14 protein-coding genes are annotated in these 15,185 nt (G+C 61.6%); 6 read left to right on the forward strand and 8 right to left on the reverse strand.

Features of this window, described 5'->3' with window-relative positions:
• Positions 1-747 carry a Crp/Fnr family transcriptional regulator gene (locus PQQ96_RS12395; RefSeq protein WP_408291980.1) on the reverse strand — a complete coding sequence of 249 codons (747 nt, stop codon included), beginning with the start codon at positions 745-747 and terminating at the stop codon, positions 1-3.
• A gap of 159 nt (positions 748-906) precedes the next feature.
• On the opposite strand from PQQ96_RS12395, the gene PQQ96_RS12400 reads away from it, so the two are divergent.
• Positions 907-2,538, forward strand: a complete 1,632-nt coding sequence (locus PQQ96_RS12400) for an acyl-CoA synthetase (protein ID WP_408291982.1) — start codon at positions 907-909, stop codon at positions 2,536-2,538.
• A gap of 93 nt (positions 2,539-2,631) precedes the next feature.
• Here the strand turns inward: PQQ96_RS12400 and PQQ96_RS12405 are convergent, their stop codons facing one another.
• The 3 genes from PQQ96_RS12405 to PQQ96_RS12415 all read right to left on the reverse strand — a co-directional run bounded on the left by PQQ96_RS12405 (position 2,632) and on the right by PQQ96_RS12415 (position 4,278).
• The gene (locus PQQ96_RS12405) at positions 2,632-2,856 is read right to left on the reverse strand and encodes a hypothetical protein (protein ID WP_408291984.1); all 225 of its coding nucleotides are present in this window, start codon (positions 2,854-2,856) and stop codon (positions 2,632-2,634) included.
• A 289-nt stretch (positions 2,857-3,145) separates the two neighbouring features.
• Positions 3,146-3,349 carry a cold-shock protein gene (locus PQQ96_RS12410; RefSeq protein ID WP_007178877.1) on the reverse strand — a complete coding sequence of 68 codons (204 nt, stop codon included), beginning with the start codon at positions 3,347-3,349 and terminating at the stop codon, positions 3,146-3,148.
• Positions 3,350-3,642: 293 nt separating this feature from the next.
• Positions 3,643-4,278 carry a LysE family translocator gene (locus PQQ96_RS12415; RefSeq protein WP_408291986.1) on the reverse strand — a complete coding sequence of 212 codons (636 nt, stop codon included), beginning with the start codon at positions 4,276-4,278 and terminating at the stop codon, positions 3,643-3,645.
• A 450-nt stretch (positions 4,279-4,728) separates the two neighbouring features.
• Between PQQ96_RS12415 and PQQ96_RS12420 the strand changes: the two genes are divergently transcribed.
• The gene (locus tag PQQ96_RS12420; RefSeq protein WP_408291987.1) at positions 4,729-4,992 is read left to right on the forward strand and encodes an H-NS family nucleoid-associated regulatory protein; all 264 of its coding nucleotides are present in this window, start codon (positions 4,729-4,731) and stop codon (positions 4,990-4,992) included.
• A 297-nt stretch (positions 4,993-5,289) separates the two neighbouring features.
• Here PQQ96_RS12420 and pcaG read toward each other — a convergent pair whose 3' ends face one another.
• The gene (gene pcaG, locus PQQ96_RS12425; protein ID WP_408291989.1) at positions 5,290-5,877 is read right to left on the reverse strand and encodes a protocatechuate 3,4-dioxygenase subunit alpha; all 588 of its coding nucleotides are present in this window, start codon (positions 5,875-5,877) and stop codon (positions 5,290-5,292) included.
• A gap of 3 nt (positions 5,878-5,880) precedes the next feature.
• On the reverse strand, positions 5,881-6,585 hold the full coding sequence (pcaH, locus tag PQQ96_RS12430) for a protocatechuate 3,4-dioxygenase subunit beta (RefSeq protein WP_408291991.1): 705 nt from the start codon (positions 6,583-6,585) through the stop codon (positions 5,881-5,883).
• 107 nt (positions 6,586-6,692) lie between these two features.
• On the opposite strand from pcaH, the gene pcaQ reads away from it, so the two are divergent.
• Positions 6,693-7,691, forward strand: coding sequence for a pca operon transcription factor PcaQ (pcaQ, locus tag PQQ96_RS12435; protein ID WP_408291993.1), 999 nt, complete (start codon positions 6,693-6,695; stop codon positions 7,689-7,691).
• Positions 7,692-7,965: 274 nt separating this feature from the next.
• Entirely contained in the window at positions 7,966-9,099 is a 1,134-nt protein-coding gene (locus tag PQQ96_RS12440) for a 4-hydroxyphenylpyruvate dioxygenase family protein (RefSeq protein ID WP_408291995.1), read from the forward strand.
• 35 nt (positions 9,100-9,134) lie between these two features.
• Here the strand turns inward: PQQ96_RS12440 and PQQ96_RS12445 are convergent, their stop codons facing one another.
• Positions 9,135-10,067: a LysR substrate-binding domain-containing protein gene (locus tag PQQ96_RS12445; RefSeq protein WP_408291997.1), complete on the reverse strand. Its 933-nt coding sequence runs from the start codon at positions 10,065-10,067 to the stop codon at positions 9,135-9,137.
• A gap of 168 nt (positions 10,068-10,235) precedes the next feature.
• Here PQQ96_RS12445 and PQQ96_RS12450 point away from each other — a divergent pair, with 168 nt between their 5' ends.
• Together PQQ96_RS12450 and PQQ96_RS12455 are read left to right on the forward strand one after the other, a co-directional pair.
• Complete coding sequence (locus PQQ96_RS12450) at positions 10,236-11,273, forward strand: DUF1338 domain-containing protein (protein ID WP_408291999.1); 1,038 nt, start codon at positions 10,236-10,238, stop codon at positions 11,271-11,273.
• Positions 11,274-11,325: 52 nt separating this feature from the next.
• The gene (locus tag PQQ96_RS12455) at positions 11,326-14,343 is read left to right on the forward strand and encodes an FAD-binding and (Fe-S)-binding domain-containing protein (protein WP_408292001.1); all 3,018 of its coding nucleotides are present in this window, start codon (positions 11,326-11,328) and stop codon (positions 14,341-14,343) included.
• Between the two features lie 65 nt (positions 14,344-14,408).
• On the opposite strand, the gene PQQ96_RS12460 is transcribed toward PQQ96_RS12455, so the two are convergent.
• The gene (locus PQQ96_RS12460; protein ID WP_408292003.1) at positions 14,409-15,041 is read right to left on the reverse strand and encodes a helix-turn-helix domain-containing protein; all 633 of its coding nucleotides are present in this window, start codon (positions 15,039-15,041) and stop codon (positions 14,409-14,411) included.
• Positions 15,042-15,185: the final 144 nt, after the last annotated feature.

A 15,185-nucleotide genomic window follows, 5' to 3' on the forward strand; every position in this document is an offset into this window, starting at 1 on the left:
CTAGATCTGCTCCTGACCAAACGCGGACAGGCGTTCGAGGTCCAGCACGTCGATCTGGTTGTACGAGAGGCGCAAAATCTGCAGCTTTTCGAGGTTTTGCAGTGCCTGGTTGATCCGTTGCCGCGACACGCCTGCCAGCAGGCCGACTTCTTCCTGCGAAATGGCCAGTGTGCGCCCGGTATCAGGGTAGAGGTCCGCATTGAACAGTTGCGCGAGCGACTGGGCGACGCGCGCGTCGACGTCCAGCAACCGGCTATTCTGGATCGACGCGATGAATTCGCCCATGCGATTGTTCAACTGCCGGATCACGAAACCGGTGAACGGCAGACTCGAGTCGAGCAGCGCGTGGAACGTCTCCGACGGCACGAACATCACGAGCGAAGGCTGAATGGCGGCGACGTCGTATTTGCGCAATTCGCGCTTGATCACGCTGCCTTCGCCAAACCAGCCGCCGGGCGGCACGCCGGAGAGCGTGCAACTGCGGCCCGAGGCGTTGTAGATGGCGAGTTTGATGAGGCCGGAATGAACGCCGATCCAGTAGTCTGACGGCTCCTGACGGCGTGCGATCCATGCGCCCCCTTCCAGATGCTCCGCGTACGCGCTGGCAAGGACCATGGCCTGATGATCGGCGGCGAGCGCCCTGAACCAGGCGCAGGTCGCGAATAGCCGCGGCAGATCGGCGCGCGGGACCCGTTCAGGCCGCTGCGAGCGGGTGTCTGCGAAAGCGGTAAACGGTGTGTCATCCATAAGCGACCAGCGAAGAGCGTGCAAGCGAAGTCGGTTGGGAGGGCGGCAGGGTGTGTCACTCTGTCATTTGAATGACAGACAGTTCACCATGACAGTTGCTAGGCTAGCTCATCAATCAGAAAAAGCGACGGCGCGGCTAGCGCCTCAGGAGACAACGCGATGAAGCACATGTTCGAAGAAGGCCTCCAGCGGCGCGAGGCCAATTATGTCCCGCTGACCCCCATCGATTTCATCGTACGGGCTGCGGAAGTCTACGGTGAGCGGCTGGCGGTCGTCCATGGGGAGATTCGCCGTAACTGGCGCGAGACCTACGAGCGTGCGCGGCGTCTGGCCAGCGCATTGCGCCAGGCCGGTATCGAACCCGGCGATACGGTTGCCGCTTTGCTGCCGAATATTCCTCCGATGATAGAAGCGCATTTCGGTGTGCCGATGGCCGGGGCCGTGCTCAATACGCTGAATACGCGGCTCGACGTGTCGTCGCTATTGTTCATGTTGCGCCATGGCGAAGCGAAGGCGCTGATCGTCGACACGGAGTACAGCGAATTCGCGCACCGCGCGGCGCTGGAATTCCCCGAGTTGCGCGTGATCAGCGTGGCCGACGCGATGCCCGCCGACGCCGACAAGTTCATCCGCGCGACTGACTACGAGGCGTTCCTGCAAACCGGCGACCCCGAGTTCGCCTGGACCTTGCCCGCCGACGAATGGGACGCTATCGCGCTGAACTACACTTCGGGCACGACCGGCGATCCGAAGGGCGTGGTTTCGCACCATCGCGGTGCTTATCTGAACGCGCTCAGCAATATCCTCGAATGGGATATGCCCAAGCATGCGGTCTACCTATGGACCCTGCCGCTCTTTCACTGCAACGGCTGGTGTTTCCCATGGACCGTCGCCGCACGTGCCGGCGTCAATGTCTGTCTACGCAAATTCGACGCGAAGACGGTGTTCGACCTGATCCGCCGCGAAGGCGTCACGCACTATTGCGGCGCGCCGATCGTGCAAAGCGCCCTCGCGAATGCGCCCGTCGAGTGGCGCGAGGGCATCACACATCGCGTCTCGACAATGGTGGCGGGCGCGGCGCCTGCGCCGGCAGTAATCGCCAAGATGAAGGAGATCGGCTTCGATCTGACACACGTGTACGGACTCACCGAGACTTACGGCCCGGCCGCCGTCTGTGCGAAGCAGGAGGAGTGGGAAACGCTCGACGACAACGCGCGCGCAGAAATGAACGCGCGGCAAGGTGTGCGCTACCACCTGCAGGCAGCCGTAACGGTGCTCGACCCGGACACGCTCGCGCCCGTGCCTGACGACGGCGAAACGCTCGGCGAGATCATGTTCCGCGGCAATATCTGCATGAAGGGGTATCTGAAGAACGAGCGCGCCACGGAAGCGGCCTTCCGCGGCGGCTGGTTCCATACGGGTGATCTTGGCGTGCGCATGCCTGATGGCTATATCCGTATCCGCGATCGCAGCAAGGACATCATCATTTCGGGCGGGGAGAACATTTCGAGTATCGAGGTCGAAGACACGCTGTACCGTCACCCTGCGGTGTCGGTTGCCGCCGTGGTGGCGATGGCCGATCCGAAGTGGGGCGAGGTACCGTGCGCCTTCGTCGAGCTCAAGGAGGGTGCTCAGGTGAGCGCTGAAGAGATCATCGCGCACTGCCGGCTGTTTCTTGCGGGATACAAGTTGCCCAAAGCGGTGCGCTTCGGCGAATTGCCGAAGACGTCGACGGGAAAAATCCAGAAGTTCGAATTGCGCGCGCGGATCAAGGCGGAAGAAACCGAATAGATCGCGCGCGATGGTCTAGCGCGCCTGATGGCGCGCTATGGGGGGCTGACGATGCAGGCGCGGGGTTCCGCGCGCATCAGGTTTGACTCGCGCTTAGCCGCGCGTGTCGACCCAGCGGCGTGCCCAGCGTGCCGAGTGCTGCAGTGCCTGTTCTTCGTTCGGGAAGTAGTCGAGCGAATAGAACTGGTAGCGCCCTTCGGTACGCGCGCTATCAGCGCGTTCGAGCAGCAGGTTGGATGAAAAGCTACCGTCGGGCAAGCGATGCGCCGAGGGTTTGACGGCATAGCCGTTGTAATGATGAATAAGTTTGTTTTGCATTTTATTTTTTAATAATGTTCGAGTGCGCGCCTGCCGTGCGAGCCGTTATACGGGCCACGCGGACGAGCTGATTCAAGCCATTGCGAGCCGAATCCAAACGCAGTCGGAAAGCTAAAAAGGGCGTTAAAGCCAGAGGGGAGAATGAGGTGCAACGAGGCGTTTGGCGCTTAGGGCTTGCTGCTCAACAACACATGCAGCTAAAAGCGATCGCGCCAACTGTGGGAGACAAAGCTCCGCGAGGATGTCGCTGCAGCCCGATGTCCGTTGCCGGACACCGAGCCCTTCAAACTTACATCGGCTTGATGTTAGCCGCTTGCAGACCCTTCGGGCCTTGCTTCGTTTCGAAGCTCACCTTCTGATTTTCAGCCAGCGTCTTGAAGCCGTCGCCGCTGATTTCCGAGAAGTGCGCGAACAGGTCGTCGCCGCCCTTGTCCGGGGTGATGAAGCCAAAGCCTTTGCTGTCGTTGAACCACTTAACGGTACCGGTATCCATGAAGAATCCTTGAGTAAAAATAGAAAAATTTGCTCTGTTGAGGAGCGCGTGAAGCGTCAAGGAGGGAGAGGACAACGAATACCGCTGAGGAGCGAGACATTGATGAACAGCAATCGAACTTCTTGAACTTCGGATGCCACAATAACCGCCGGGGCCTATCAGCGTCAACACTTATCTTGTAACTGTTTTGTTATGTACCCTGTTTGCGTATGCCGGGCGCGTGACGATGTGGCCCTCGTTGCCGGGTTGCCGTGTCGCGTGGCACGACAACCCGTTCAAGTCGGCTTTCTATTTCAGATGCCCACTTTATGTGCCGTCAGGATCAGGCGCAATCCAAGCGCGGCAACGGCGCTTGCGGCGACACGATCGATCCAGGCCTTCCACTGTAGATAGATTTCGCGCGGCCGTTTGCTTGAAAAGCACAACGCGACCACGGTGTACCAGCCGGCTTCAATCGCGAAGATCGCGGGGGGCAAGGCAAAGTAGCACCAGAGCGGCGGATGTTGCGGAAGCAGGGCCGCGAAGATACTACCGTAGTACACCGCTGTTTTCGGATTGCTGAGTTGTGTGCTCAAGCCGATCCAGAAGGATTTACGCACATTGGCGGTGGCGGCTTGCGTTGCATCGAACGCGAGCGGTTTGGCCGCACCGCGCCAGATCTTCGACGCAAGGTAGATCAGATAAAGACCACCGGCCACCTTCAAGCCGACGTATAGCCACTCTACTGTGGCTAGCAAGGTGTACAGACCGAGCAAGGCGATGCCGCTGAAGAACACACCGCCGATACCCATGCCGGCCGCCGTCGCGAGACCATCGCCGCGCGAGAGTCCGATTGAATTGCGGGCAACGATGACGAAGCTCGGTCCTGGGCTCATTGCACCGAGCAGCAGCGCGGCCAGAATTGTGACGATGGCGGTCGAGGCGGGCATTTTTGTGTCTCCTGAGCGGGCGATGCGGGTCGGTGAAACATAGCATGAGGGAGCGAGGTTTTGTTTCTGGTCAACGCGAATCGCACCCGTAAGAAGTGAATAGAGCAGTGCCGAACCCAAACGGAACAACGAAGAAAGTCCATCGTCGCAGGCCAACAATCAGTTGCTGCAAGCTGCGGAAATTGGATGCTAGAATTGCCTTCCATACGCTGAAGCAGCCTCGGCGCACCGAGGCCGATCAAGGGCGCGACCCGAGCCGTTTGCCGACGAATTCCCCGAAATCCAGGATTTATTGGACATGATTTCCAGATGCGAGTTGTCACGCATCGGGAGCGGCATCGTGAGTTCGATTTGCACTCAACCCATCTGATTCATGCATAGGCTTCGCGTTGTTTAGCGAAGCCTTTGTTTTTCCAACGCGAGCATTATTAGCCGCGAAACTGGTACGTTATGAAAGAGCGAGAAGAACAACGGCTGTTCGACCTCGACGGGAATGCGCGTGAGCGCCTGATCGTGTGGATCCGCCGACGCATGGACGAATACGGCATTACGATGGAAGCGCTCGCCGATGCGATCGAAGCCGACAAAGCCGCGACCCCAGCCGTGATGTATCGCGATGCCTTCGGTAATACGTGGGACGGTCATGGTGATAAACCTGATTGGCTCGCGCGCGCGATTTACGCCGGACAGAATATCGATCATTTCCGCTGTTAAGCGCGGCCTCGGCTTCCTCCAATAATCGTTTTCCGGCGTGGCTGCGCTATATCGCGTTGTTCGGCTTGGCGCGGCATGGCATGGCTGCATATCGGCTGGTCGCGACGTGCTCACTGAAAAACAAGCTGATCGAGTTGCGCCAATTGATTCGGTATCCAAACGGATGACCGCCCAGGCGAAAAACCAAAAAAAAGCCCGCGCGGAGCGGGCTTAACTACTCGGAGTTTCGCGATCCAGTCGCTAGACGGATCATTGCCAGTGTATGTGAAAGCTATATGAAAGTATAGAAAATCCGCGTTACAGGTCGAAAAACACGGTTTCCCTGTCGCCCTGCATATAGATATCGAACCGGTACACATTGGCCGTATTCGGCTCGCGACGCGCGATCAGCGTGCCACGCCGGTCCGCAGGAACCGCTGCCAGTACGGCATCCCGTTCATTGGCCCCGGCCTCGTCTTCGAAATAAATGCGCGTGAAGGTGTGCAGCAGCATGCCGCGCATTGTCACGATCACATTCAGATGCGGCGCTTCGTCCGGGCTTGCGCGGCCGGGTTTCACCGTTTCAACGACAAACCGCTGGAGCGGATCTGTCCCCGTGCCGACGCGGGCGAAGCCATGGAAGCCCGTCTTCAGGATTTCCTCGCGGGATGCCGGGTAGTGGCCTTGCGCGTCCACCTGCGACATTTCCAGCATCGCGTCGCCGATCACCTTGCCGTCGCCGTCGAAGACCTGACCGACGATCGTGATGTGCTCGCCGGCCGCTTCACGGTCGGCCAGAACCGGCGTAAAGAGGCTTTTGAAGTCGAAATCATATTGCTGCGGGCACAGACCGTAGGCGAAGTACGGTCCAACCGTTTGCGAAGGCGTTTGCTTGAGAGTCGTCATGGCTTAGCGCTCCATCGGGGTTTCGTTGCGGCCGCGCAGCACGATGTCGAAGTCGTAGCCGAGCGCATAGGCCTCCTGCGTCGTATCGAGCGAGAAGTTTGCGACCAGGCGGTCGCGTGCGTGCTCAGGCGTGCCCTGGAAAATCGGGTCGAACGCCAGCAGCGGGTCGCCGGGGAAGTACATCTGCGTGACGAGGCGCGAGCCGAAATGGTCGCCGAACAGCGAGAAGTGAATATGGTTCGGACGCCACGCATTCGGGTGATTGCCCCAGGGGTAGGCGCCCGGTTTGATCGTCAGAAAGCGATAGCGGCCTTCGTTGTCGGTCAGGCAGCGGCCTGCGCCGAGGAAGTTCGGGTCGAGCGGCGCGTCGTGCTGATCGTTTTTGTGCACATAGCGGCCGGCTGCATTGGCTTGCCAGATCTCAACCAGCGTATTGCGCACCGGACGGCCGCCTTCGTCGAGCACACGGCCCGTCACGATGATGCGTTCGCCGAGCGGCTCGCCATTGCGCACCGCATTGCGCGTCAGATCGTGGTCGAGCGCGCCGAGGTCTTCGGTGCCGTAGACCGGCACGCGCTGATCGCGCAGCTTTTCCTTCAACGGAATCAGCGGCCGCGTCGGGCCGCGTTTGACCGATGAACCGTAGCCGGGATAGATGTAGGCAGGATGGGACGCGAAGTCGCGCGCGGTGAGAAAGGACTCGTCCATCAGTGTCTCCTTCGAGGAATTGTGGGATACAGCGTATGGAGCGACTTTATCTAACCTGGAAGGTTATGCAAAATGACGTTTTCGCCCTTTTCGTATAACCTCTCGTTATGCAACGCAGCCTCGCGGACAGCCGCGTCAAATTCCGTCATCTCCAGTGCTTTCTGGCCGTCGCGCAGTTCGGCAGCGTGCAACGGGCTGCCGAAAGCCTGTCTATTACGCAACCCGCGGTTTCCAAGACGGTTGCCGAACTGGAAGCGATACTCGGTGTGAAACTGTTCGAGCGCGGCCGCCACGGCGCCGTGCCGACCCGCGAGGGGCAGTTGTTCATGCCGCATGCGAGCGCCTGCGTCAGTGCGTTGCGACAGGGCGTCGATTTGCTGGCGCGCGCGGAAGGCGCCGCCGCGGCCACGCTGGAAATCGGTATCCTGCCGACCGTCGCGCCGGCGTTAGTGCCACCGGTGCTGAAGCTGTTCGCCGCCCTTTGGCCGCGCGTGATCGTACGCCTTGCCACCGGCGCGAACCCCGAATTGCTCGAGCGCCTGAAGGCCGGCACGATTGAGTTTGCGATCGGGCGTCTGGCAGACCCGGAAAGGATGGTCGGGCTCAGTTTCGAGCAGCTTTTCAGCGAGCCGCTGATTGCCGTGGTCCGCGCCGGGCATCCGTTGGCGCTGGGGGCCGGCTTGCCGGCCACGTCGCTGGAGGATTTTCTGGTGGTGCTGCCGCCGTTCGGCACGCTGATCCGGCAATCGGCGGAGAGCCTGCTGAGCGCGTGGGGCGTGCCGCCGTTGTCGGGGTTTGTCGAGGTGTTGTCGGTGTCGACGGGTCGCGCGTTGACGCTTGAGAACGACGCGGTGTGGTTCGTGCCGCTGAGCGCGGTGGAATATGAACTGGCGCGCGGGATGCTGGTGCGCTTACCCTTGCCGTTCGCGGGCACCGGCGAGCCCGTGGGGCTGATCCGGCGCTCGGACACGCAGCCGTCGCCGGTGGGTCGGGCGTTCATCGATGCCATGCGGGAGGTCGCGCAGCAGCGCATGGCGGCTGCCAATGGCAAGCCTGCGGCCAAACGCGCCTCGAAACGCAGCCGCGGCAGCACGCCCAGGATCTGAGGCATGTCGCGCAGCGGTGCAGGCGCCGTGGCAGACGCAGAAGAAGCACGCTGCCACCCGATTCGCCGCGCGTGAACCATCTGGTACAAAATGAAGCTTGCGAACGCCCTGCTACCCGGTGTACAAACACGGTGCAAAAGCCGTCGCGGGCCGCATTGCTGCGGCACACCCCACATGCGATGTCACACTGCGGGTGGTTGACAGCGTGCACTGAACAGCAGAAACATCACGAACACTCAGAACAGCGTACGAACGTCTGTACAAGGAGATTGCCATGCCCAGCGACTTGCCCACTCCAGACGTCGCGCTGCGCGCCGTGTCGGCGCCTGAGCACAATCCGCTCGGCACCGCCGGCCTCGAATTCGTCGAGTTCGCCTCACGCGAGCCGAAGGCGCTCGGTGAGACCTTCACGAAACTCGGCTTCAAGGCGATCGCGCGCCATATCAGCAAGGACGTCACGCTGTATCGTCAGGGCGAGATGCATTTCCTGATCAATGCCGAGCCGGATTCGTTTGCCGAGCGCTACGCCGAGGAATATGGCGCGGGCATCTGCGCGATCGGTATTCGCGTGGCCAACGCGCAGCGCGCCTTCGACCGCGCGATCGAACTCGGCGCATGGGCATTCGAGGGCGAACGCCTCGGCGCGGGCGAACTGCTGATTCCGGCGATCCAGGGCATTGGCGATTCGCACATCTATTTCGTCGACCGTTGGCGCGGCCGTGGTGGCCAACGCGGCGGTCTCGGCGACATCTCGATCTTCGACATCGACTTCCGGCCGGTCGAGATCGATACCGCGCAAGCCGATTTGAATCACGCCGGCACCGGCCTCGTCGCGGTCGATCATCTGACGCAAACGGTCGGCGAGGGCCGGATGCAGGAGTGGCTCGACTTCTATCGCGACCTGCTCAACTTCCGTGAGATTCACGAGTTGCATGCGAACTGGCATGTGTCGGCGGAATCGCGCGTGATGGTGTCGCCTTGCGGCGCGATCCGCGTGCCTTTGTATGAAGAAGGCACGCGCCGCACGAACCTGATGCATGAGTACCTGCCGGATCATCCGGGCGAAGGCGTGCAACACATCGCGCTGGCCACTGACGACATCTTTGCGTGCGTCGAGCAACTATTGGCGAACGGCGTGGAATTCGTCGAGCCGCCGCCGCGCTATTACGAGCAACTCGATGTACGCCTGCCGGGTCATGGGCTCGATGTCGCGCGGCTCAAGCGCACCCATGTTCTGGTGGATGGCGAGATTGGTGCCGACGGCGTGCCGTTGCTGTTCTTTCAGACCTTTGTGCGCCGGGGTGCCGGCGAGATCTTCTTTGAGATCGTGCAGCGGCAAGGGCATCACGGCTTTGGTGAAGGCAATTTGAGTGCATTGGCGCAGGCACGCGAGCAGGCCGGCGCCTAGCGATCACCGCTCGCTGCTCACCGCTTAGCGCCGAATCAATCGGTATCGGGATTGCTGGCCAGCTCAGGATTCACCGCGCTGTACGCGGCCGCTTCCCGCAGCAGCCACTCGCGAAAGCTCGTGAGCGGCTTGCCGTGACTCAGCTCGGTCGGATAGACGAGGTAGTAAGCCGAGTCGGCGATCGCGGGCGCGTCGAGCGGCAACACGAGTCCGAGTTGTTCGAGCTGTGCGTCGACGAAAAATCGCGGCACTAGCGCGATGCCGAGACCGGCCGCGGCGGCGCTGATCAGCATCGTGTGGAGTTCGTAGCGGACTCCCTGCATCGTCCGGTTATCGTTGACACCGAGACTGGCGAACCACGAGGCCCAGCCGTCCGGCCGGGTGGTGGAATGCAGCAGGGGGTAGTCCAGCAGATCGGCCGCTATCTCAACAGGCCGTGTCAGCAGACTTGCTGCACACACCGGCACGACTTCCTCGCTGAACAGAAAATCTGCCGACGTGCCGGGCCATGTCGGCTTGCCGTAGTGAATCGCTGCTTCGAAATGCGTATCGGCGAACGGGAAAGTGCCGGTGCGCACGCCCATATTGACCCGCACATCCGGATACTGCGTGTTGAAGGCCGTCAGCCGCGGAATCAGCCATTGCGATGCGAAGGTCGGCAACACGGCCAGTTCCAGATAACCGCCGCCGCTGCCATGCGCAATGATCGACAGCGTGTCGCGGTCCAGTTGTTCCAGCGAGCGCCGCACCTGCGCGCTATAGACCTTGCCCGCCTTGGTCAACACCACGCGTTGCTTCACGCGCACGAACAGCCGCACGCCGAGATTGCTCTCCAGCGTATTGATCTGCCGGGACACCGCACTTTCGGTGAGGAAGAGCTCGCGCGCCGCATGCGTGAAGCTTTCGTGCCGCGCGGCGGCTTCGAAAGCGAGCAGCGCGCCCATGTTGGGGATCTTGAACTTTCGCACGTTGATTCCAAAAACGCATCAAGTGGCGATTTTATCTCGCTTTACGGATGACCCGTGGATTTGAATAATCTCGCATCCAACGATGCCGCGCTTGCGTCCTGAAGCCAAGCCGGCAGGCCACCTTCAAACTCACGAAAGCGTGCTCGCCGCACCCCGCCCGGAACCGATATGCGAAACATCAAGAATGCGAATGTCGAACAACTCCTGCTGAAACTGCTCGGCGCCGAGAAAACCGCGAGGCTGTTCGCCACGCTGAACCATCCCCAGATCCTCAACGAATGGGAAGACGGCACGGTCACGCGCGCCGAACTGGCCCAGGCGCTGAACATGGCGCTGTTCGAGGACCTGCTGGCGCGCTCGGCGAATGGCCGCCAGTACACCGAGGAGACGATCGCCGCTGGAGGCAGCGTCTACTTCGACCACGGCGCATTGCGCACGGTGCGCTGGGCGGAGAGCGGCGCGTTGCCGCCGGGCGAAGCGGCTTTCGCGCGCATTCTGCGTCCGCTCGGCTTCAGCATCAACGGCCGCTATCCGCTCGACCGTCTCGGCATGACCGGCCGCGCCTGGGCGCACGAGGACGCCCCCGACGAGATCGCACAGTTCTTCGTCAGCGAATTGCATCCCGAGCGCTTTTCGGTGGAATTCCAGCAGGCGGTGACGAGGGTGATTGGCGCCTCGTGCGATCCGCTGACGCCGCAAGCCGCCGGCCAGTTGTGGGAGCTCGAACGCGAAGGCGTGCTGCCGCTCGAGGCGGTTCATGCACTGCTGCCGGTGATCGTCGGCGCGTTCGCGCGTCAGCACGAGACGCCACGCGAAGCCGATTACGAAGTATTGTTGAAGGAGTCGGCGGAAATGGCGTGGATCGCGACCGAGGGCAACGCCTTCAATCACGCCACCGATCGCGTCGCGGACGTGTTCAAACTCTCCGACGACGAAAAAGCGAAGGGTCGTCCGATGAAGCCGGAAGTCGAGCGTTCGCGTTCGGGCCGCGTGTTTCAGACCGCGTACCGTGCGGACATCGTACGGCGCGAATTCCGCGCGGCTGACTGCAGCATCGTGCCGCGCGACGTGCCGGGTTCGTTCTACGAGTTCATCACGCGCAAGCGGACCTTCGATCAGGACGCGCGCCGCTGGGAAACGGACCTGCGTTTCGACGCGGGCAACGCCCAGGGCATCTTCAAGATGACCGCGAGCCAGGCTGCGTGATGCGCCGTTCGGGCCGTAATGCAAGCGTTGGACATGAGATGTGAGGGCCGCAGTGGGAACGTCATTGGATGAAGAGCAGGGCGCGGGCGTGAGCGCTTCGTTGAGCGATGCGGCTTATGGCACGTTGAAAGAACCACGCGTTGCCAGGCCCTTTCAAGGGACTGCTGCCGTCATGCAGGCGCTCGAAGCCGACCTGCGCCGCCATGTGCGTGGCGAAGTGCGCTTCGATCAGGGTTCGAAAGCACTGTATGCCGCGGATGCGTCGAACTATCGGCAAGTTCCGCTTGCCGTGGTGGTGCCGGCGGACGTGGACGATCTGCTGGAAACGCTTGCTGCCTGCCGCCGTAATGACGTGCCCTTTCTTCCGCGCGGCGGCGGCACCTCGCAGAACGGCCAATGCGTGAACGTTGCGGTGGTGGCAGACGCGAGCAAGTATGTGAACCGCGTCGTCTCGATTGATCCAGTAGCGGGTGTCGCGCTGGTCGAACCGGGAGTCGTCTGCGATACCTTGCGCAACGCCGCGGAAGAGCACGGCCTCACGTTCGCCCCCGATCCCGCGACGCACAGCCGTTGCACGCTCGGCGGCATGATCGCCAACAACTCGTGCGGCGCGCATTCGGTGATGGCCGGCAAGACGGTCGAAAACGTCGAAGCGCTCGAAATCGCGACCTTCGACGGCGCGCGCTTCTGGGTCGGGCCGACTTCGGATGACGAACTCGAGCGCATCATCGCAGCAGGCGGCCGCCAGGGCGAAATCTATGCCGCGCTCAAGCGACTACGCGACGCCTACGCCGATCAGATCCGCGCGAAATTCCCACAAATCAAGCGGCGCGTGTCGGGCTTCAACCTCGATCAACTGCTGCCGGAAAACGGCTTTAACGTGGCACGCGCGCTGGTCGGCACCGAGGGCACCTGCGCGGTGACCCTGCAGGCGAAAGTGCGGCTCGTGAAGAGTCCGGCGAAACGTGTGATTGTCGTGGTCGGCTTCGCGGATATCTACACCGCTGCGGATGCCGTGCCGCATTTCATGCACTGCGGGCCGATTGCGATCGAAGGACTCGACCGCGCGATCATCCGCGGCCTGCAGGCGCGCGGTTTGAAAAAGGACGAGATCGCGTTGCTGCCGCCAGGCGATGCGTGGGTCGTGCTTGAATTCGGCGCGGATACGCAAGACGATGCCGTGCGCCAGGCGCAAACCGCTGCGGCGTATTTTTCGTCGGGCGAAGCCGGGCCGAACGTGTCGGCGATGCTCGTCGAGGATCGCGCGTTGCAGGCGAAGGTGTGGTCGATTCGCGAGACGGGAGCGTCGGCGGTGGCGTTGTCCGTGGAGACGGGCACGCCGGATCCGGTGGTCGGCTGGGAAGATGCCGCGGTTGATCCGATGCGTCTCGGCGATTATCTGCGGGCGTTTCAGGCGCTGGTGGATCGTTACGGCTACGAGACGAGCCTCTACGGTCATTTCGGCGATGGCTGCGTGCACGCGCGCATTACCTTCGATCTGCGCAGCGTTGAAGGTGTCGCGACGTGGCGCAAGTTTCTGCGCGAAGCGGCGGAGCTGGTGGTCGAATTCGGTGGCTCGCTCTCGGGTGAACACGGTGACGGTCAGGCCAAGGCCGAGTTTCTGCCGATCATGTATGGCTCCGAACTGATGCAGGCGATGGAGCAGTTCAAGGCGATCTGGGATCCGGCCAATCGCCTGAATCCCGGCAAGGTCGTGCATGCATATCGCGCCGACGAGAACCTGCGCATGGGGCCGGCCTACAAGCCGGTGACCCTGCAAACAAAGCTCACCTTTGCGAGCCAGGAAGGCGACGGCTTTCAGCGTGAGATTGAACGATGCATCGGCATGGGCAAGTGCCGCTCGCTCGAAGGCGGCACGATGTGTCCGAGCTATCGCGCGACGCGTGAAGAGAAGTACTCGACGCGTGGCCGCGCGCATCTGTTCTGGGAAATGCTGCAAGGTGACGTGATTGCCGATGGCTGGCAAAGCCGCGAAGTGAAAGAGGCGCTCGATACCTGCCTCGCGTGCAAGGGTTGCAAATCCGATTGCCCGACGCATACGGATATGGCTTCATACAAGGCTGAATTTCTTTCGCATTACTACGAGATGAATCGTCGGCCGCGTCAGGCGTTGTTCATGGGCCGGATCGGCGAGTGGGCGCCGTGGGTGGCAAGGTTTCCGCGGTTGACGAATTTTATGACGTCGGCGCCGGGGTTGGCTGCGGTGGGCAAGTGGGTTGCTGGGGTCGCGCAGGCGCGTGAGTTGCCGAAGTTTGCTGAAGAGACGTATCGGCAGATTGCTCGACGCTCGCTTAAGGTTGAGGGCGACGCCCGTGCGCCTCTCGAAGTCAGGAAAGTCATCCTGTGGGTCGATACCTTCAACGATCACTTCACGCCCGAGATCGCACAGGCCGCTGCCGATGTGCTGACACAAATGGGGTGGCACGTCGTGCTGCCGAAGAACCGCTTGTGTTGTGGACGTCCGCTGTATGACTTTGGTTTGCTCGACCGTGCGCGCGCCTTGCTGACCACGATTCTCGATGACCTCGGCGACGATATCGCTGCGGGTGTGCCCTTGGTCGGTCTTGAGCCCGGCTGCCTATCGGTGTTCAAGGATGAGTTGCTGAAGCAGCTTCCCGGTCATGTTTTGGCGAAAAAACTGTCGGCGCAAACTTTTCTGTTCTCCGATTTCGTCGCGCGTCAGCCGTTTGATTGGCCGACGCTTGCAGCGGATGTGATCGTGCATGGACATTGTCACCAGAAGGCGCTGTTCGGTATGCAGGGCGATACTGCGCTGCTGAACAAGCTCGGGGTGAAGTGGACACTGCTCGATACAGGATGCTGCGGGATGGCGGGGTCGTTCGGCTTTAACGAAGCGCATCACGCGCTTTCGGAGAAAATCGGCGAGGACACGCTGTTTCCGGCTGTGCGCGCCGCCGCAGCGGCGAACGCGGAAACGATTGTGCTGACCAATGGCTTCAGTTGCCGTGAGCAGATCGAACACGGCACTGGGCAACACGCGATTCATATTGCCCAACTGGCGCAGCGGGCGTTGGCGGCGCGTCCTTGAGGTGCTGTCGCTTTGGTTCTCGCTTGGGCGTTGAGACGTGGCGCGGCGCGGTCCCGGCGCCTTCGTTATTTTTTCGTCGGTTCTGCCGTGGCCGATGTCTGCGGGATGTCGGCGCTGGTCGCCATCCACAGCACTTCAGCGTCTTCTTCGCTGGTGGAGACCGCGGCATGACCGGTGCGGCTGTCGAAGTAAAGGCTGTCGCCGGCGTTCAGATGCGTCGGTGCGTACAACTCGGAATACAGGCACACGCTGCCGCTGATCACGTACAGGAATTCCTCGCCTTCGTGACGGCCCCAGTCGTCGAACGCGTCGAGCGTGTGCGCCGAGATGCGGATGCGGAACGGCAACATCGCTTTGTGCGCCAGATCCGTGGCGAGCAACTCCATCTGATAACCGCGATAGGCGTGGCGCTGGCCTTCATTTTTGCGGGTCAGCGCGCGGCGGCCGCTGGCGCTGACTTTGGGTGTCGAGCCGAATAGCTCGCCGATTTCAATCTTCAGGCCGAGAACGATCTTCTGCAGGACGTCGAAAGTCGGGGACATCAGGCCGTTTTCGACTTTGGAGAGGGTCGAGCGGGAGACGCCGCAGAGCCGGCTCGCGGTTTCCAGCGTCAAGTCCTGCGCCTGACGGGCGGCGCGGACGCGGCGCCCGAGGTCGGTTGTCGATGGATCGGCGGGTTTGGTGAGGTGGATGTCCATGGGGGCCAACAGCTTGAATGCGCGCCTTGGGAGGCGGGTCGTGTTTCCGATAATAACATTTGAGCCTGATGGCGACTGTTGGTGACTTTGCGGATGCTCTCTTCGTCGTGCGTGCGCCGCCAGGACGGGGCCGGAACGGGGCGC

Origin of the sequence: Paraburkholderia sediminicola (genome assembly GCF_046027825.1) — a bacterium.
Taxonomy (GTDB): domain Bacteria; phylum Pseudomonadota; class Gammaproteobacteria; order Burkholderiales; family Burkholderiaceae; genus Paraburkholderia; species Paraburkholderia sediminicola_D.